This is a genomic window from Vibrio sp. 10N.247.311.14, assembly GCF_041467715.1.
In the GTDB taxonomy this organism is placed as follows: domain Bacteria; phylum Pseudomonadota; class Gammaproteobacteria; order Enterobacterales; family Vibrionaceae; genus Vibrio; species Vibrio crassostreae_C.
Map to the genome: position 1 here is coordinate 66,671 of NZ_JBFSVE010000013.1, position 18,691 is coordinate 85,361.

The following is an 18,691-nucleotide window of genomic DNA, read 5'->3' on the forward strand; positions in this document are numbered from 1 at the left end:
TTTGAATTATACTTTTCAAACCATCTAATTGATATTAAAAACAAAGTAGACTAATCGTCTATTTCATCGACAAACGCATTGAAAACAGTATGGTTTTGACAGGTCGATAGAAAGCTAAATACCTGATCACAACATAGCTCACCACCAATGTTGCGACCACCAGTTCCAGTACTGCAAGAGCATGGACTTGAGTTATGTATTGGCTTGCAATGTCGACACTTTCCATCCAAGCCGCCAATTTAAACAGTGCCGTCGCACCAATCACGATAGGGAATGTAAACGCTGCATAACCAGGGCTAAATGGAAGACGAAGTAGTTTGAAAAACGCCATATAGATAATGAACGTCATCAACACTGCAATACCAAATAGTAAACCAATGATCACAGGTGAAGGGTTAGCAGTAACGGTTAAGTAACCCGCCAAAGATAGGCTTGCCGGTGCTGCCATAATCGCAATCGTTGGTTTTGCAGCATCTGGCACTTCGTGAGAGAAGATCAAACGGTAAACCATGATTGGTAGCATTACTGCGTAAACCAATAAGCCGAATACCAAAGTCGCGTTAGCTACTGGCTCTAAAACTGGATTACCTGAGAAAGAGACGTCAGCGACGATAATACCGATCGGTGGCACAAACCAGCTTGGCACCATGTGGTGAATCTCAAAGTTTTTAGCTCTGTGGTACAAAAAGCTCATTAGAAACACAACATGCAAAGCCACAGAAGCCAACCACATAGCTTCTTGTAAGAATTGAGAGATTGGCGCTAAAGATGCTGACACCACCATGCACCCCATTGCAAATGTTGGTACCACACTGCCGACAACAGGGTGAGCAAGATCTTCACGCAATAGGTGACCATGAATCAAAAATTTCACAGCTAAAACAAGAAGTAATACCGCCGCAATGCCAGCACTGATCCACTGCACCAAACCCGGTGTGTGTAAGATACCTTGTGCGACTAGAACACCATCCCAACACCAGCCTAAGCTTGCAATTGCGAGTGCTAACCCTGCCATGGGTGTTGGAGCTCCTGTTAATCTATATTTAATACGTTGAATCATGTCAGCCTCTCTTAAACCTAATTCACTAAACTTGTGAACTCATCAGCTTGTTGAAGCCATAATACGCTTGCGCTTCGTTAAACAATATCCAATTATATATAACAAGTGTTCATCAATACTGAACAGAATCCATTTTCACCAGCAGAGTAAAACTAGGAATCTGATGGCTAATATTTCAATAAAACAGCTCAAAGTGTTCGTCACTATTACTCAGCACTCGACATTGACTGCTGCCTCTGAGGCTCTGTTTCTGTCTAAAGCTGCGGTCAGCATGGCACTAGGCGAAATGGAGAAACAACTCGGCCACTCTCTATTTGACCGGGTCAACAACCGATTAATTCTCAACCAAGAGGGACATAAGTTACTTCCATTGGCGGATGAAATATTACATCGTGCTGCTGGTATTGATGTTTTGTTCCGTGATGATCAGCCTTTAAGTGGCAATCTAAAGGTCGGCGCGAGTGACACGATTGGTAATCAGGTCGCACCGTTTATTTTGTCAGGCTTTCGCGAACGAACTCAACATCAGGATCAAAGCTTGTTCATTTCAAACAGTGCACTGATCTGCCAAAAGTTGGTGGATTATGAACTGGATATCGCGCTAATTGAAGGAAAAACATTACACCCTGAACTCATTTCGAGTCAGTTTAGCAGCGATGAAATGTGCATTATTGTTAGTAATCAACATCCTCTTGTTGCCAAAGAAAAAGTGATTTTAAGCGATTTAGAAGACAGCCATTGGATTTTACGTGAATCAGGCTCAGGGACTCGCGAGTTTTTCCTTCGTGCCGTCGCACCGCGCATCGAACATTGGTATGAATCTTTTGAACTCAACACCACAGAAGCAATCATCAACTCTGTTTCTGCCGGTCTTGGCTTTGCCTGTTTGTCTCGTTTAGCTGCTCAGCGAGCGATCGATTCAGGCCGAGTAAAAGCGCTTAATGTGCCACTTGATATGAAACGCCGATTCTGGATGCTGGTCCATAAAGACAAATATCAAAGCCCACTGCTGAAATCTTTCATGAGTTATTGTGAAGACTGGGCGGCACATCAAGATTGAGGCCGCATAGTACGGGCTCCAACTGGACTTTTAACATCAGAAACTGTATAAAAAGCCAGTAAAATTTATCAAACTTAGAGGATTAACCATGGCTGTTATCGTCAAGTACGTGGTGGAACGCAACGGAGAAGAGAAAATGACTTTTACCTCTAAAGCCGAAGCTGACGCATACGACAAAATGCTGGATATGGCTGATGAGCTTTTTGAACTGTTAGGCAAAAGCGATTTAGTTGAAGATGAAGGCAAGCAAGAAGAACTTGCAATGTACCTAGCGAAGAACAAAGAAGAAGTTCTTTACGCATTAGGTGCTAAGCGTAAGCCAGCTCCGAAAAAAGCTAAGAAGCTTGAAGCTGTTGAAGACGCAGAAGAAGATGCAGCTTAACTAGCTGATACCTTTCTAAAAAACGTCAATGACGCCTCTAATCAGAGTTCGTTATTGGCGTTTTTTTATACTTATCGAAATATAATGAAGCTTGTTTATAGTCGAAATCGCTCTAAACATTCGCTTGCATGAAAGTGTGAGGAAGATCTAATCTATAGCCATCAGGTGATGGGGTTCCACCTAAGCTTTTGCTTCAACCGCCCGTTCTTTCCGAACAGTGCTAATGACTCCTACAGAATCGAAAACAGGTAATACTGTTGGACGTATCGCTATTCCTCCATTTTGAAATGGACTTAGTCTATTAAGACCAAGTTCCATGACACCTTTGGATTATCGATACTCAAGATCTGTAGTGAATTAGCCGCACCTCTTCCAACACGTCCTGTTTTCTCAACGCCCTAGGCGTTAAATGGCTCTATAAGTGAGAAAACATTATGCACTACTCTTCAGAAATTCAATCAATGTGCCCTATTCAAAGGGGTGATCTTCACAATTCAGCTCCAATTCCAGTTGAAGGCGCAATGGTTAGCCCAAAAGATGTCATCGCTATTTCTGGCTTAAGCCACGGTGTTGGCACTTGTGCACCACAACAAGGTGCTGCAAAACTGACTCTTAACGTAAAAAACGGCATCATCGAAGAAGCATTAATCGAAACGATTGGTTGTTCAGGTATGACTCAATCTGCCGCGATGGCTGCGGAAATCCTCACCGGAAAAACCATTCTAGAAGCGCTGAATACTGACTTGGTATGTGACGCGATTAACGTCGCGATGCGCGAAATCTTCCTGCAGTTTGTTTACGGTCGAACTCAGTCGGCTTTCTCTGAAGGTGGCCTAGAGATCGGCGCAGCACTAGAAGACTTAGGTCAAACACAGCGCAGCCAAGTTGGCACCAGCTACTCAACCGCAGCAAAAGGCGTTCGTTACCTAGAGCTTGCAGAAGGTTACGTAACCAAGCTTGCACTTGATGATCACAGCGAAGTGATTGGCTACGAATATCTCAACCTCGGCAAAATGATGAAGGCGATTAACCAAGGCGTGCCAGCGAATGAAGCGGCCGACCTTGCGACAGGGACTTATGGTCGCTTCGACGAAGCCGTGACCACCATTAACCCACGCCAACAATAATTTTTGCCAATAAAAGAGGAAAGATATGATGAACACTCAATTTAATGAATCAGTAACTCGCGTATTGGCAGAAATGAACTTCGACTCTTTAGAGCAAGCAAACCAATACTGTTTATCACACAATGTCGATCCAAAAGCATTAGTGATGGACACTCAACCTATCGCATTTGAAAGCGCAGCTGACGCTTACACTCTTGGTGCAGCATTGGCTCTGTTCCGTAAAGCGAACAACGCAGAACAAGCAGCGAATATCATTGGTGAAGGCCTTCAAGCATTCACAAAACCCGGCAGTGTTGCGGAGCAACGCCAAGTCGGTATCGGCCATGGCGCACTGGCTGCTCGCCTTCTCAATGAAGAGAGCCACTGCTTTGCTTTCCTTGCAGGCCATGAGTCTTTTGCTGCTGCAGAAGGTGCGATCAAGATTGCACTGAACGTGAACAAATCACGCAAAACACCATTGAAAGTTATCTTGAACGGTCTAGGTAAAGATGCCGCTTACCTAATCTCTCGCATCAATGGCTTTACTTATGTTCGCACTCAATTTGATTACCAAACGGGTGAGCTAGTTGAAACAGAACGTCGCCGCTTCTCACAAGGCCCTCGTGGCGAGATCTTGTGTTACGGCGCTGATGATGTACGTGAAGGTGTAGCGATCATGCACAGAGAAGAAGTGGATGTGAGTATCACGGGTAACTCAACCAACCCAACACGCTTCCAACACCCTGTTGCTGGTATCTACAAAGCAGAACGCACTCGCCAAGGTTTGCCATACTTCTCAGTTGCTTCAGGTGGCGGTACAGGTCGAACATTGCACCCAGATAACGTAGCAGCAGGCCCAGCGTCTTACGGCATGACCGATACCATGGGCAGAATGCACGCTGATGCTCAGTTCGCAGGTAGCTCTTCAGTTCCTGCTCACGTGGCGATGATGGGCTTCATCGGCATGGGCAACAACCCAATGGTCGGAGCGACGGTTGCATTGGCTGTGGCAGTGAGTGAATCTCAACACGCATAACGACAAAGTGAGTCCCACAATCTGCCTGTTATGTAGAGTCTGTTAGTTGAGAATCAAGCAATAACGGACGACTAAAACTCTACACCTATCACTAAAACCAAACAGCCAGCCTTATGCTGGCTGTTTTTTATTCACACTTGCTCTACTATCTATTTCTAATAATTATTTGTATCTAAGATTAAATACATTCTGCTGTCGTATTTGGCGAGCGCTTCGTTAAAGCCGTTGGACCAAGCGCACTGAACGTGATTACTCGAATGATGGGGTTGATACTCGCGGTAATCGGTATGCAGATGTTGATTGAAGGGATTGAGCAAGCTTATAAGGCACTGTTTATCTAAAGAGGGGATTCACAGGAGAATGTTGATTAACGCACCAATCAATTTGTGTTGATCTGCAGTGTTTTCTCATTGCAGAAAACTATCTCTCAAAAGACAAGCAATATCATTTTACAGACTTTATCCCGATACGCCCTTTCATAACGAGGGCGCTCTCTTTATGATGAACGCAATTAAATTAACTTTGCTAACGGCAGCGCTTGTTATTCGAGCCGTTGTTTTGGAATAGCAAAATCAAGACTCAACACATGGAGATTCAACATGGCTTATTTTTCACTAGCCTTCGGTACGGCAACCAAAAATCGCGACAATAAAATCATTGAAGCGTTCTTCCCTAACCCGCTTCTAAACCCAAGCGACGCTCTTGTAGCAGCTGTAGCTGAAGTGTCAGGTTACGCTGAAGGCAACCAAGCTATCGAAATCTCTGCTGCACAAAGCGCAGAACTGGCGAAAGCATTCGCAGCAAACGATGATGCAGCTAACGCATCTTTCGCAGAAAAAGCGGCAGCGTCTGAACAGCCACTTGTTCTTGTTGTTCTTGCTACTGACGAGAAGCCAGCATCAGTTGCTGAAGGCTTCCTAAAGCTACAACTTATCTCTAACCGCCTAGTACAACCACACGGTACGGTACTGGACGGCATCTTCGGTCTACTGCACAACATCGCATGGACAAACGAAGGCCCTATCGACCTACCTGAGCTGGCTGAGCGTCAAATCGAAGCTCGCCTTGCAGGTCGTGCTCTGTCTGTAGATTGCGTAGACAAGTTCCCTAAAATGGTGGACTACGTAGTACCAACAGGTATTCGTATTGCTGACACTTCTCGTGTTCGTCTTGGCGCACACGTAGGCGAAGGCACAACAGTAATGCACGAAGGTTTCATCAACTTCAATGCTGGTACAACTGGCGTGAGCATGGTTGAAGGTCGTATCTCTGCGGGTGTTGTTGTAGGTAACGGTTCAGACATCGGCGGCGGCGCTTCTATCATGGGTACTCTGTCTGGTGGCGGTACGATGGTTATCTCTATCGGCGAAAACTGCCTACTAGGCGCAAACGCGGGGCTTGGCTTCCCTATGGGTGACCGTTGTACAGTTGAGTCTGGTCTTTACGTGACTGCGGGTACTAAGGTTCGCATGCTAGATAAAGAAGGCAATGAAGTAGAAATCATTAAAGCTCGCGATCTTGCTGGCGTGTCTGATCTTCTGTTCCGTCGCAACTCAATCACAGGCCAAATCGAGTGCCTAGCGAACAAGTCTGCGGTTGAGCTAAACAGCGAGCTGCACAGCAACAACTAATCTAAGCACTAGATGCTAGATGCTAGATGCTAGATGCTAGATGCTAGAAAATAATAAGCCGCTGGGGTTCAATCCAGCGGCTTTTTTGTATGTTCTGGGAATCATTATTTGCCCCATTGTGTGTTTCGACCGATTGAACAAACTCTTCACTAAAGCATCATTTGACTTACTTTTTTTCATGCCTAGAACTCTAACTATCTAACCAAATTTGCTAATCCACTACACTATCAGTTAAAGAGATTATTTAGCCTAACGTGATAGTAATTAGCTAAATCGCTTTCGCCCCAAAGCGCCCTAGGAACTATAAATTAGTGGCCAACATTACTTAGCCACAACAAAAGGCTTCACACCTATTCCTTCCCGATGTTTTAGCCTTATAAAGGGAATTGTCAGCTTGTAAAAACAAGTTATCGGTATCAATAACTTTTCCTTTGATAGTAGAAATGCCAATACTTACCGTGACAACACCTGCATCGGTAGAGTATTCATGAGTCATTGCTTCAGCTTGTATATTTTTTCTTATTCTTTCTGCGACATGTTTTGCATCACGGAGGTTAGTATTGGGCAATACAGCCACAAACTCTTCTCCACCATACCTTACTAGTAGATCAGAATCTCTATACACATTTTTTCTTAATTGGCTAGAAATTATCTTTAGCGTTGTATCCCCCGCAGCATGACCATAATTATCATTGTAGTTTTTGAAATTATCAATATCTATAATCAGAAGTGACAAGGGCTCACCAGATCGCATTGCTAAGGCTGAAATTTTTTTTAAATATGCTGAATAAATACGACGATTATATAGCCCTGTCAAAGGATCAATCTCGCTAAGCTCCTTTAATTTTATATTTGCCTCAACTAATTCTTTTTCCTTAAGGTCAAGAAGTTTTTGAAGCTTTACTTGCTCAGTAATATCACGACTAATACCGAACATTCCTATCAACTCACTTCCTCCATCTTTGTAAAGAGGCCATTTACAGGTAGATACCCAGCCCTCATTTCCCTCATTATCTGTATAAGGTTCGATTGAGGTTGTTTTCTGTATTCGACCTTCGATTATTTTCTCATCTTCCTTACGATACATTAATGCATGTTCATGAGGAAACAGATCAAAGTCATCTTTATCGTGAAGTTCCCTCCATGAGTTTTTCCCGACAAGCTCTGCAAAGTTCTGACTGCACAATATGAACCTATAATTCATATCCTTAAAGTAGATGTAATCGCTAGTAATAGATAATAAGGACATGAAGTGACTGAGGAAATTACTTTGCATATATCTGCTCTCTTATTTTTCGGGGGCTCACAAAATGTCAGCGTTAAATTGTCCGTCAATATGAAAGATAGCTGACTTGGCCACCTAAACCAAGTCACTACCTTCATTACCTAAGCCAATCGAAGTTGGTATTTTAGGTCTACTGATAGTGGATATATGTATAATTAAGCAAGTTGTTGTGGCTAAGTGAATTTGGCCACTAATTTAGAGTGAACCAACAACATTTTCTATCTCGCAATGTGCCCCATTGCGACTTAGCGAGTAAATTGTTACGGTCACATTCCACCAGTTGTTTGGAGTTCTCTGCCTTCAAAAGTAACCATAAATAGTTTTAGAGTGTAGCTTCCTAAAATAGTGGTATTTAATATGCTATTCCCCTGTATATTATGCATCTTAGTAATTACAGGGTATAAGGAAGGGTATCATTATGGAGTCTTGTTTGATTTTCTTTTTAAATCATCGTGTTACTTTCTTTTTGGCGGTGTGATGTAAATATTACAATAGTCTGTGACGTGGTGTAGTGAAATAGTTAATTTGGCTACAAATTAAAAGGTTAAACCACTGCGGGTAACACATGTGATGGTCAATGGAGTGAGGGCATTCGTTAGATTCCTTCACTACCCCTACAAAATCTAATGTGTATTACTATCGACTAGTACAATAACTCTAGCAAGCTTTTGTCCAAAAGTTTGTTATACACACATCCACTATACGGTGATCCCTACACCACACTCACCACCAAAAAAAGCGCAGACCTTTCGATCTGCGCTTGTGGTTATTGTCCCGATAACACTGTTTAAATCGTTTTCAATTAACCCACGTTCTTACGTGCGTTTTGGAACATACGCATCCAAGCGCCATTCTCGCCCCAACCTTCCGGAGACCAAGAGTTTGCAACCGTACGGAATACACGCTCTGGGTGAGGCATCATAATTGTCACGCGGCCGTCAGTCGTTGTTAAACCTGTGATAGCGTTTGGCGAACCATTCGGGTTATTCGGGTATTGCTGCGTTTGGTTACCGTTGTTATCAACGTAACGTAGAGCAACCGTACCTGAGTTTTCAATCGCGTTTAGGTGGTCGTTATCACGTACTTCTACGCGGCCTTCACCGTGAGAAACAGCGATTGGCATACGAGAACCTTCCATGCCGTTGAAGAATACAGAATCTGACTTCTGAACTTCTACTAGGCTGAAACGTGCTTCAAAGCGCTCAGATTCGTTGCGAACGAAACGTGGCCAGTACTCCGCACCTGGGATAAGTTCACGTAGATTCGACAGCATCTGACAACCGTTACACACACCTAGAGAGAAGGTATCTTCACGCTTGAAGAAGTTTTCAAACTGGTCACGAGTAGAGTCATTAAACAAAACCGACTTCGCCCAACCTTCACCAGCACCTAGTACATCACCGTAAGAGAAGCCACCACATGCCACAAGGCCGTTGTATTCTTCTAGTACCGCTTGACCTGTTAGGATGTCGCTCATGTGAATATCAGTTGCTTCGAAGCCTGCACGGTCGAATGCTGCTGCCATTTCAACGTGAGAGTTAACACCCTGCTCACGTAGAATCGCCATCTTAGGCTTAGCACCTGTGTTGATGAACGGTGCTGCGATGTCTTCATTTACGTCAAAGCTCAGTTTCACGTTCAGACCTGGGTCCGAGTTGTCTTTCTTCGCTTCATGTTCTTGGTCAGCACATACTGGGTTATCACGCAGACCTTGCATCTTGTGCGTTGTCTCAGCCCAGATAGTACGTAGTTCAGTACGGTTACGTTCAATCACTACAGACTCGCCAGACTTAATCACTAGTTCATCTGATGCTTCCCCTTCACCAACAACGCAGCCAATCACATGAGAACATGCTTCTAGACCGTTAGCTGCAAGAGTAGAAAGTACTGCGTCTAGGTCGTCGTTACGGACTTGGATTACTGCACCTAGCTCTTCGTTGAACAGTGCTGCTAGCGTGTCTTCACCTAACGCTTCAATGTTTGCATTAACACCACAGTGACCTGCGAATGCCATTTCTGCTAGCGTTACGAATAGACCACCATCGCCTTTATCGTGGTAAGCGACAACTTGGTCGTTCGCTACAAGTGCTTGAACGCCTTCGTAGAAACCTTTTAGTTGCGCTGCGTTGTCTACGTCTGCTGGCTTGTCACCAAGCTGCTTGTAAACCTGTGCAAGTGCTGTTGCACCCATACGGTTTTTGCCGTTACCTAGGTCGATAAGAACTAGGCTTGTATTACCTTTGTCAGTGCGAAGCTGAGGAGTAATCGTCTTACGAACATCTTCAACACGTGCAAACGCAGTGATAACAAGAGATAGCGGAGACGTTACTTCTTTCTGCTCGCCATTCTCTTCCCACTTAGTCTTCATCGACATTGAGTCTTTACCCACTGGGATAGTTAGACCCAGAGCTGGACATAGTTCTTCACCAACCGCTTTAACCGCTTCGTAAAGACCTGCATCTTCACCTGGGTGACCTGCTGGAGACATCCAGTTAGCCGACAGTTTAATGTGTTTGATATCGCCGATGTTGGTCGCTGCGATGTTAGTAATTGCTTCACCAACCGCTAGACGAGCCGATGCGCCGAAGTCTAGAAGTGCCACTGGCGTGCGCTCACCAAGAGACATAGCCTCACCGTGGTAAGAGTCGTAGCTTGCCGCTGTTACTGCGCAGTTAGCAACAGGAACCTGCCATGGACCAACCATTTGGTCACGAGCTACAAGGCCTGTTACCGAGCGGTCACCGATGGTGATAAGGAATGTTTTCTCAGCGACTGTTGGCAAGCGAAGAACACGGTCAACCGCTTCGTTCATCTCGATGCCAGAACGGTCAATCGCAGGGTTGTTAGCTTTTAGCGTTTTCGCGTCACGGTGCATCTTAGGTGTTTTACCTAATAGGATGTCCATTGGCATGTCGATTGGCGTGTTGTCGAAGTGTGAATCTTCTAATTTCAGATCACGTTCTTCAGTTGCTTTACCAACCACTGCGTACGGTGCACGTTCACGCTTACAAATCGCGTCGAACGTTGCCATGTCTTTATCAGCAACCGCCATTACATAACGCTCTTGAGATTCGTTACACCAGATCTCAAGTGGGCTCATGCCCGGCTCATCGTTTGGCACGTCACGTAGATTAAAGATACCGCCACGCTCGCCATCGTCGACTAGCTCAGGAAGAGCATTCGAGATACCGCCCGCGCCCACATCGTGGATAAATGCGATTGGGTTCGCATCACCAAGCTGCCAACAACGGTCGATAACTTCCTGACAACGACGCTCCATCTCTGGGTTTTCACGTTGTACAGAAGCGAAATCAAGATCTTCAGAAGAAGAACCAGAATCCATTGAAGATGCCGCACCGCCGCCAAGGCCGATGTTCATCGCAGGACCACCTAGAACGATTAGGCTTGCACCTACCGGGATCTCTTTCTTCTGAACGTGCTCATCACGGATGTTGCCAAGACCACCAGCTAGCATGATTGGTTTGTGGTAACCACGCACTTCTTCACCTGCGTGAGAGTTTACTTTCTCTTCGTAAGTACGGAAGTAGCCAAGTAGGTTTGGACGACCAAATTCGTTGTTGAATGCCGCGCCACCAAGAGGACCTTCAAGCATGATATCCAGAGCAGTAACGATACGGCTTGGCTTACCAAAGTCAGTTTCCCAAGGTTGAACGAAGTTCGGGATCTTAAGGTTAGATACAGAGAAAGCAACAAGACCCGCTTTTGGCTTACCACCAATACCGGTTGCGCCTTCATCACGGATTTCACCGCCTGAACCTGTCGATGCGCCTGGCCACGGTGAGATTGCCGTTGGGTGGTTGTGCGTTTCAACTTTCATCAAGATGTGTGTTTTTTCTTGGTGGTAGCTGTACTGGCGAGTTTCTGGATCTGGGAAGAAACGACCAACTTCAGAACCTGTCATTACCGCTGCGTTATCTTTATAAGCAGACAGAACATGTTCTGGTGTCGTTTCAAAGGTGTTCTTAATCATCTTGAACAATGATTTTTCTTGCTTAACGCCATCGATAGTCCAATCAGCGTTAAAGATCTTATGACGACAGTGCTCTGAGTTCGCTTGTGCAAACATCATTAGCTCGATGTCCGTCGGGTTACGACCTAGCTTCTCAGTGAAGCTTTCAAGAAGGTAATCAATCTCATCTTCTGCAAGTGCAAGACCTAGGGTAACGTTTGCTTTTTCAAGCGCTTTACGTCCACCAGTTAGTAGGTCAACTTCCGCATAAGGAGCAGGCTCAGCAACGGTAAATAGTGCCGCCGCTGATTCGAAGTCAGTGAAAACCACTTCCATCATACGGTCGTGCAGGATTGCTTTCAGCTCAACAAGTTGAAGTTCAGAAAGTTCAGCAGAGGTTTCAATGTAGAAAGCAGTACCGCGCTCTAGACGTGACACTTTAGCCAGTCCGCAGTTGTGTGCGATATCTGTTGATTTTGAAGACCAAGGCGAGATAGTGCCTGGGCGTGGCGTTGCAAGCAGCAGTAAACCTTCAGGTTCATGCTCTTCAATCGTTGGACCGTAAGTCAGTAGCTTTTCTAGCTTCTCAACTTCAGACTCATCTAGGTCTGCCGTTAGATCAGCAAAGTGGGCAAACTCAGCGTAAATACCTGTTACAGGTAAGCTTAATTCACGACAAAGCTCTAAAAGCTTGTTAACACGAAACTCAGATAGAGCTGGGGAGCCACGCAAAATTCTCATGTGCTTACGTCTCTTATGCAGTTGATTAAGGTAGTATTGGAATAAATTCAGTGGGTTAAAGGAAAAACCTAACTGTTTTCTTCGAAGCTATTCCCGAAGGTTTAAAAACCTATGCCGATCCCACCTCTTCAATGCGAGCGCATTATAAAGCATTTCTTTTTGTGACGTAACACCAAAAGCAACCGTTTGCGTGATTTTTTTTATCTTTCTGCGTAAATGGTACTTTTGCTGCATTTATCACCACTTTTACAACTGTTTAATTAAACCTGCTTTGCCAGCCTTGCGGGGTTTGGTATAAAGGAGCTTCCACTTTTCGAGATTTCATTTTGATGCCTAAATTTACGCTCATCTTTTCGTCTAAGTTCCTTCTGCTCGCCATCGCCCTATTTGGGTTGGCTGGATGCCAGATTGAATCTGAACCTAAAAGTGTCCTTGAGCAGATACGAGATCGTGGCGTTCTTCGTGTCGGCACCCTAAATAACCAACTCTCTTATTACATCGGTCCTGATGGTCCTGCTGGCTTGGATTACGAATTAGCTCGTGAATTTGCGCAGGAGCTTGGTGTAAAGCTTGAGGTTAAACCCGCTTACCGTTTGTCTGGCTTGTTCCCTGCACTGCAGAAAGGCGAAATCGATCTTATCGCGACCGGCTTAACGCAAAACAACAAACTGACACGAGCTTATCGCGCCGCACCTGCTTATTACTACGTAAGCCAACAGGTCGTATACAAAAAAGGCCAGTGGCGACCGAGAAACCTTGAACAACTGATCAATTTCGAGAATGAGCGTCAGGTTGACTTTGTTAAAGCACAAACTGAATCAGAAGAGGCGGCGTCTACTGACACATTAACGCCATCTTTGGTTGTGGTGAAAGACTCACACTTTGAGCCAACACTAAAGCAGCTGCAGAAAACACACGATGACTTTATCTATGATGCGGTCGGCAATGCTGATATCAACGACCTGCTCAAAGAAGTATCAACAGGCGAACGTTTATTCACAGTGGCCGACTCTATCGAGCTATCACTGGCGCAACGTTTGTACCCAGATGTTGCCTTGGCATTTGAGCTGACAGAAGACCAACCTATCTCTTGGTACCTAAATAGATCGGAAGATGAAAGCCTGTATGCTTTGCTGATTGAGTTCTTCGGTAACCTAAAACAGTCTGGTGAACTGGCTTCACTAGAAGAGAAATACATCGGCCACATCGGCACTTTTGACTACGTTGATACTCGTGCCTTTATCCGCGCACTGGACAGCAAGTTGCCAAAATGGTCGCCGCTATTTCAAAGGTACTCTCAAGAATTTGATTGGCGCTTGATTGCCGCTTTGGCCTACCAAGAATCACACTGGAACCCTGTTGCGCGCTCACCAACGGGTGTTCGTGGCATGATGATGTTGACACTGCCCACCGCGAAGAGTGTTGGGGTAACCAACCGTCTCGACCCGAACCAGTCGGTACAAGGCGGTGTTGAGTACCTGCGTCGTATCGTGAACCGAGTACCAGATTCAATCACTCAACACGAAAAGATCTGGTTTGCACTTGCTTCATACAATGTCGGTTACGGGCACATGATGGACGCGCGTCGCCTAACGAAGGCACAAGGAGGAGATCCTGATGCTTGGGGCGATGTGAAAGACAGATTGCCTCTGTTAAGACAGAAGAAGTACTACAGCCAAACTCGATATGGGTATGCGCGTGGTGATGAAGCGAGAAACTACGTTGAAAACATTCGCCGTTATTACCAAAGCATTATTGGCCATGTAAATAAGCGCAATAAAGAACAAGAAGCGACCCTTGAAGGTTTGGTGGTGATCCCACCTTTAGAAACCTCAGGTGCTGAATCGAGTATCAGCGCAGCTCAGTCGACAGTAAGCAGTTCTGAGCCTTCACAGTAAAACCCAAAAGAGCAATGCCATCTAGCATTGCTCTTTTTTATTGTCTTTTTTCGACTCTTCTTTCGTCATTAAGGGATAAGGGAAGCAGGCAAGAAAATGATGATGAGATCTAGAGTGTCATATTGCAGTAACAATCGAACCTTATAACGGCACACCACAATCAAGATTATGCTCTGTTGCACTGCAATGCTGGCTTTAGACTAGAACTGCTCTTCTATTTAAGCCAAGCGTGCGACAGGCCAAACAAACTAATAACACTATAATTAAATCGTTAGTCCAAACTAAAAAGTCAGACGACAAATAGGAAATCATTGAAATGATGAAGAAACTGAAATCGAAACGCCTTGATAAGACCGTTGCTGCAAACCGTCGTAAGCGTATGCTTTCAAATAATAAGAAGAAGATCATTTGGCGCAATCGCGCTTTCATGCAGATGATTGCTGAGTAAATGTAGTTACTCAGTCAGTTTGCTTGGCACTCTTGCGATAGAGAGTGCCGAAAGTACGCAGCTATTTCTTATTGCCAGCCTTCATCTCTGCTTCTAAACGCTGCTCTTCCAACAGACGTTCTTGCTTTCGCTTCTCTTTTATCTCTTTTCTACGACGCTTGAAAAACGCTTGTAATTGCTCACGGCACTCTTCCTCTAACAAACCATGTTCAACGTCGGCATAGTGGTATGAGGCTTGGCTTTCAAACAAATTCAACACTGTACCTGCAGCGCCTGCTTTTAAGTCTGGAGCACCAAACACAATGCGCTTTACTCGGCTGTGTAGCAAGGCACCTGCGCACATTGGGCAAGGCTCTAGCGTAACGTATAAAGTGGTATCGAGTAGCCGATAGTTTTCTAAGGTTTGACCGGCTTTACGCAAGGTTTCAATTTCTGCGTGTGCCGTAGCATCGTGGCTGCCAATCGAACGGTTCCATCCTTCAGAGATAATCTCCCCATCTTTTACTAATACTGCACCAACAGGAACCTCTCCCTCGCTCTCTGCTTGCTTAGCTACCTCAATGGCGCGTCGCATGAAGATTTCATCTTGAGGGGTGAATTGATGGTCTGACAAAGGGAACTCCAGAAAACAAAGGATAAAAACGAAAATAGGTATGCGGTGAAGCATACCTAATCTTCGTGATAATGAACAATAAAGAGGTTAAGACAACAAGAGACAATGAACCATTGCCGCTTGCTGGTTGGTCGAACTGTTAGCTATTAGCGTCTTCTGTGTCACCGGCTATTGGCGTCGCTTTGATGCTCACAATACGGTTATTCTCAACAGAGATAATTTCAAACTGCCACTGCTGGTATTGAACAACTTCGCCTGCATCCGGTAAGCGCCCTATTAACCAAGTCACAAGGCCATTCAACGTTTGGAAGCTCTCGCTTTCGCCCTCAAAATCCGATAGCTCTAAACGGTTCTTCAGTTCACTGATAGGAATCAATCCATCCACCAACAAACCGTCTTCCACTTGCTCGGTCCAAAGATCGTTCGGATTATTCGATAGCTCGCCAGCAATCGCCTCAAGAATATCGTAATGAGTCACAAGACCTTGAACATCGCCATACTCGTCGACAATGAATGCCATCTCGGTGCCCGACTCTTTAAAGTAGCCAAGTAGACGCAGAGCTTTCATCGATTCTGGAACATAGATCGGCGAGCGAGACAGCCCCATGATCACTTGAATGCTTAGATTGCCCGCCTGATTCAGCAAGGCTTTGGCTGACACTGTACCCACCACTTTATTGAGGTGATCTTGGCACAATGGAAACACACTGTGTTTTGATGAACGCAGTTTCTTTAATATCTGCTCAACGGGTTGGTCGACATCCAGAAAGTCGATGTCTCGACGCGGAGTCATCAATGAGCTCACAAGACGATCATCAAGCTGCAAGATATTACGAATCATCTCTTGTTCGCCGCGTTCAATCACACCCGATTCTGAGCCCTCTTTCACAAGTGCATGGATATCATCTTCGGTAACGCTATCTTCTTCACCGCCTCGGCCCATCAACTTAAGAATACCTTCCGTTGAAGCCGACAACGCAAACACAAACGGCGTCGCGATTTTAGATAACCAGAAGATTGGCAGCGCGACTAACACAGCAATGTTTTCAGCTTGAGACTGAGCAAAACGCTTTGGTACCAACTCACCGACAACGATAGCGAAATAAGTAATACCTACCACCACAACCGCAGTAGACAAGATGTTCGCTTGTGTTGGGTCTAGTCCCCACAGTTCAAGTTGAACGGCTAGTGGAGCCGATAGCGTCGCCTCACCCACAATCCCGCTGAGTAGGCCGATTACCGTGATACCGATTTGGATTGTAGAGAGGAAGCGGGTTGGGTTTTCTTTGAGATCAAGAGCAACCTGAGCGGAGCGGTGTTTTTCGGCTAAGCGTTTCAGCCGACTATTTTTTGCTGCTACCAATGCAATCTCAGACATGGCAAACAGACCATTTAAAACAATTAACCCTACTAAAAGCAGAATTTTCATGTGGCTTGGATTTCCTAAATTTACCGGCCAACAATTAGCCGTAATCCGGAGTATAAGCTGAGTGCCTTTATTTTGAATATAAAAAGTTTTGGATATAGAAAGTTTTGGATATAAAAACCTTGGATATAAAAAACGGAAAAAATAGCGAAAAAAAGCCCGCACATTTCGGTGCGGGCTTAGCAATGAATAAAGCTTAGTTTTGCTTAGTTCAATCTTACATTGTGTAAGTGTAAGGTGCTTGGATACCTAGTGGGATACCAAGAGCCCAGTAAGCTAGCAAGAAGATAGACCAACCGATTAACATCGCAATCGAGAATGGCATCATTAGAGAAGCTAGAGTACCGATACCTGTCGACTTAACGTAGCGCTGACAGTAAACAACAACCAGTGGGAAGAACACCATTAGTGGAGAGATGATGTTAGACACTGAGTCACCTACACGGTAAGCCGCTTGAGATAGCTCAGGAGAGATACCCACAACCATTAGCATTGGAACTAGGATAGGACCAATCAGTGCCCACTTAGCTGAAGCAGAACCAACAAGAAGGTTAACTGCAGCCGTTAGTAGAATCATACCAACAACCGTTGCTTCACCTGGAAGGTCCATCGCTTTCAAGCCTTCAGCACCGTAAAGTGCCAGCATAGTACCGATGTTTGATTGAGCGAATGCAGATAGGAACTGAGCACAGAAGAACGACATTACAATGTATGCGCCCATCGTTGCCATCGTCTCAGACATTGCTTTGATAACATCATTACTATTCTTGAATGTACCCGCTACACGGCCGTAGACGATACCCGGAATAATAAACAGGATGAAGATCAGAGGAACGATAGACTTCATTACTGGTGCTGAGAACGCCGTTAATTCGCCTTCAGGTGAACGAAGTGCTGAGTTTTCAGGCATTAGAGCCGCGATAAGCAGACCAATACCGGCAACCATTGCCCAACCAGCGAATTTGAATGCTTTAGATTCAATGGCTGTGAACGTACCTAGATCAGGTGCTTGTTCTGCATCTTCATCTACAGGCGTATTAGCAAGACGAGGCTCGATAATTTTCTCTGTAACGTACCAACCAATTGCCACAATTAGAATTGAAGACAAACCAGTAAAGAAGATGTTCGCTAGAGGGTTGATCACATATGCAGGGTCAAGAACGTTTGCCGCTGTTTGAGTGAAACCAGCTAGTAGCGGATCAATACCTGAAGGGATAAAGTTCGCTGAGAAACCACCTGATACACCAGCAAACGCTGCTGCAATACCCGCTAGAGGGTGACGACCCGCAGCGTGGAAGATGATACCGCCAAGAGGGATTACTAGAACGTAACCTGCATCAGCTGCTGTGTGAGACACGATAGCAACAAGAATTAGCATTGGCGTTAGTAGCTTAGCTGGCGTGAAGTTAAGCATCTTCTTAAGGCCAGTCGTAATGAAGCCTGAAGAGTCTGCAACGCCAACACCTAGCATAGCAACAAGTACGATGCCTAGAGGTGCGAAGCCTGTGAACGTGGTAACCATATTCGCTAGGAAGCTAGCAAGCGCTTCACCAGTTAGTAGGTTGTTTACTTCTAGAGCAGCACCCGTTTGAGGGTTGATAAGGTCGAATGAAAGGTTCGACAAAAGTGCAGATGCTACCCATACAATAACTAGAGCCCAGAAGAACAGGATTGCTGGATCTGGAATTTTGTTGCCGGCGCGTTCAATGAAGTTTAGAAAGCGGTCCATACCACTGATCTTCTCAGTCGATGGTGCTTTTTTTACGGCTTGGTTACTCATTGTAACTCCATATGTGATGTTGTTTTGTTTAGGCCTAATATAAGTTTTGACCACGGCCTATTGGTACAGCACATATTCTATTAAAGTCGTTGTTAAAAAGCACAAGATTCCACCTAATTTTCCATAAATGGAGACATATTTTGCAAAAATACCATACAACCACAACAATATAAAAACACAAAAAACACCATTCCATATACAGAGTTTTAACTAGCACGTAAACAATGTCCGAGGAGTGAAAATTATCAGTAAAAG

Annotated in this window: 13 protein-coding genes, 1 pseudogene and 1 riboswitch; of the genes and pseudogenes, 8 read left to right on the forward strand and 6 right to left on the reverse strand. The window is 44.9% G+C overall.

All coding sequences use genetic code 11. The annotated features are described in order from the left end of the window. Positions 1–58: 58 nt before the first annotated feature. Entirely contained in the window at positions 59–1,015 is a 957-nt protein-coding gene (locus tag AB6F11_RS06910) for a TDT family transporter (RefSeq protein WP_102394077.1), read from the reverse strand. A gap of 208 nt (positions 1,016–1,223) precedes the next feature. On the opposite strand from AB6F11_RS06910, the gene AB6F11_RS06915 reads away from it, so the two are divergent. The 6 genes and pseudogenes from AB6F11_RS06915 to dapD all read left to right on the forward strand — a co-directional run bounded on the left by AB6F11_RS06915 (position 1,224) and on the right by dapD (position 6,275). Next, on the forward strand, positions 1,224–2,120 hold the full coding sequence (locus tag AB6F11_RS06915; RefSeq protein WP_017059889.1) for a LysR family transcriptional regulator: 897 nt from the start codon (positions 1,224–1,226) through the stop codon (positions 2,118–2,120). Positions 2,121–2,208: 88 nt separating this feature from the next. Then, positions 2,209–2,502: a YebG family protein gene (locus AB6F11_RS06920; RefSeq protein ID WP_008223840.1), complete on the forward strand. Its 294-nt coding sequence runs from the start codon at positions 2,209–2,211 to the stop codon at positions 2,500–2,502. 155 nt (positions 2,503–2,657) lie between these two features. Further along, positions 2,658–2,742: riboswitch (Fluoride riboswitch) on the forward strand. A 194-nt stretch (positions 2,743–2,936) separates the two neighbouring features. Further along, on the forward strand, positions 2,937–3,629 hold the full coding sequence (locus tag AB6F11_RS06925) for an iron-sulfur cluster assembly scaffold protein (protein ID WP_017071044.1): 693 nt from the start codon (positions 2,937–2,939) through the stop codon (positions 3,627–3,629). Between the two features lie 25 nt (positions 3,630–3,654). Beyond that, a complete protein-coding gene (locus tag AB6F11_RS06930; RefSeq protein ID WP_065584394.1) occupies positions 3,655–4,644 on the forward strand; it encodes a GGGtGRT protein in 990 nt (329 codons plus the stop codon). 197 nt (positions 4,645–4,841) lie between these two features. Then, positions 4,842–4,985 (forward strand): annotated as a pseudogene (locus tag AB6F11_RS06935) (MarC family protein); the annotation flags it as partial. Between the two features lie 258 nt (positions 4,986–5,243). Continuing rightward, on the forward strand, positions 5,244–6,275 hold the full coding sequence (gene dapD / locus AB6F11_RS06940; protein WP_017059885.1) for a 2,3,4,5-tetrahydropyridine-2,6-dicarboxylate N-succinyltransferase: 1,032 nt from the start codon (positions 5,244–5,246) through the stop codon (positions 6,273–6,275). A gap of 325 nt (positions 6,276–6,600) precedes the next feature. Here the strand turns inward: dapD and AB6F11_RS06945 are convergent, their stop codons facing one another. Next, positions 6,601–7,551, reverse strand: coding sequence for a GGDEF domain-containing protein (locus AB6F11_RS06945; RefSeq protein WP_102394076.1), 951 nt, complete (start codon positions 7,549–7,551; stop codon positions 6,601–6,603). Between the two features lie 811 nt (positions 7,552–8,362). Then, complete coding sequence (gene purL, locus AB6F11_RS06950) at positions 8,363–12,271, reverse strand: phosphoribosylformylglycinamidine synthase (RefSeq protein ID WP_017059881.1); 3,909 nt, start codon at positions 12,269–12,271, stop codon at positions 8,363–8,365. 329 nt (positions 12,272–12,600) lie between these two features. Between purL and mltF the strand changes: the two genes are divergently transcribed. Both mltF and AB6F11_RS06960 read left to right on the forward strand, forming a co-directional pair. Next, complete coding sequence (mltF, locus tag AB6F11_RS06955; RefSeq protein ID WP_102394075.1) at positions 12,601–14,169, forward strand: membrane-bound lytic murein transglycosylase MltF; 1,569 nt, start codon at positions 12,601–12,603, stop codon at positions 14,167–14,169. A 316-nt stretch (positions 14,170–14,485) separates the two neighbouring features. Then, entirely contained in the window at positions 14,486–14,617 is a 132-nt protein-coding gene (locus AB6F11_RS06960) for a hypothetical protein (protein WP_017059878.1), read from the forward strand. A gap of 61 nt (positions 14,618–14,678) precedes the next feature. Here the strand turns inward: AB6F11_RS06960 and tadA are convergent, their stop codons facing one another. From tadA to AB6F11_RS06975, 3 genes are all read right to left on the reverse strand, one after another. Continuing rightward, entirely contained in the window at positions 14,679–15,284 is a 606-nt protein-coding gene (gene tadA, locus AB6F11_RS06965; protein WP_048614315.1) for a tRNA adenosine(34) deaminase TadA, read from the reverse strand. A gap of 85 nt (positions 15,285–15,369) precedes the next feature. Then, positions 15,370–16,659 (reverse strand): hemolysin family protein, encoded by a 1,290-nt coding sequence (locus AB6F11_RS06970; RefSeq protein WP_017059876.1) that lies wholly within the window; start codon positions 16,657–16,659, stop codon positions 15,370–15,372. Between the two features lie 214 nt (positions 16,660–16,873). Continuing rightward, positions 16,874–18,436 carry an AbgT family transporter gene (locus AB6F11_RS06975; RefSeq protein ID WP_017059875.1) on the reverse strand — a complete coding sequence of 521 codons (1,563 nt, stop codon included), beginning with the start codon at positions 18,434–18,436 and terminating at the stop codon, positions 16,874–16,876. Positions 18,437–18,691: the final 255 nt, after the last annotated feature.

What these genes read in the sequence shown, in the direction of transcription:
- purL (WP_017059881.1), bottom strand. Translation starts at nt 12,271, where the DNA reads ATGAGAATTTTGCGTGGCTCCCCAGCTCTATCTGAGTTTCGTGTTAAC.
- AB6F11_RS06920 (WP_008223840.1), top strand. Translation starts at nt 2,209, where the DNA reads ATGGCTGTTATCGTCAAGTACGTGGTGGAACGCAACGGAGAAGAGAAA.
- AB6F11_RS06930 (WP_065584394.1), top strand. Translation starts at nt 3,655, where the DNA reads ATGATGAACACTCAATTTAATGAATCAGTAACTCGCGTATTGGCAGAA.
- mltF (WP_102394075.1), top strand. Translation starts at nt 12,601, where the DNA reads ATGCCTAAATTTACGCTCATCTTTTCGTCTAAGTTCCTTCTGCTCGCC.
- tadA (WP_048614315.1), bottom strand. Translation starts at nt 15,284, where the DNA reads ATGCTTCACCGCATACCTATTTTCGTTTTTATCCTTTGTTTTCTGGAG.
- AB6F11_RS06945 (WP_102394076.1), bottom strand. Translation starts at nt 7,551, where the DNA reads ATGCAAAGTAATTTCCTCAGTCACTTCATGTCCTTATTATCTATTACT.
- AB6F11_RS06970 (WP_017059876.1), bottom strand. Translation starts at nt 16,659, where the DNA reads ATGAAAATTCTGCTTTTAGTAGGGTTAATTGTTTTAAATGGTCTGTTT.
- AB6F11_RS06925 (WP_017071044.1), top strand. Translation starts at nt 2,937, where the DNA reads ATGCACTACTCTTCAGAAATTCAATCAATGTGCCCTATTCAAAGGGGT.
- AB6F11_RS06915 (WP_017059889.1), top strand. Translation starts at nt 1,224, where the DNA reads ATGGCTAATATTTCAATAAAACAGCTCAAAGTGTTCGTCACTATTACT.
- AB6F11_RS06910 (WP_102394077.1), bottom strand. Translation starts at nt 1,015, where the DNA reads ATGGCAGGGTTAGCACTCGCAATTGCAAGCTTAGGCTGGTGTTGGGAT.
- AB6F11_RS06960 (WP_017059878.1), top strand. Translation starts at nt 14,486, where the DNA reads ATGATGAAGAAACTGAAATCGAAACGCCTTGATAAGACCGTTGCTGCA.
- dapD (WP_017059885.1), top strand. Translation starts at nt 5,244, where the DNA reads ATGGCTTATTTTTCACTAGCCTTCGGTACGGCAACCAAAAATCGCGAC.
- AB6F11_RS06975 (WP_017059875.1), bottom strand. Translation starts at nt 18,436, where the DNA reads ATGAGTAACCAAGCCGTAAAAAAAGCACCATCGACTGAGAAGATCAGT.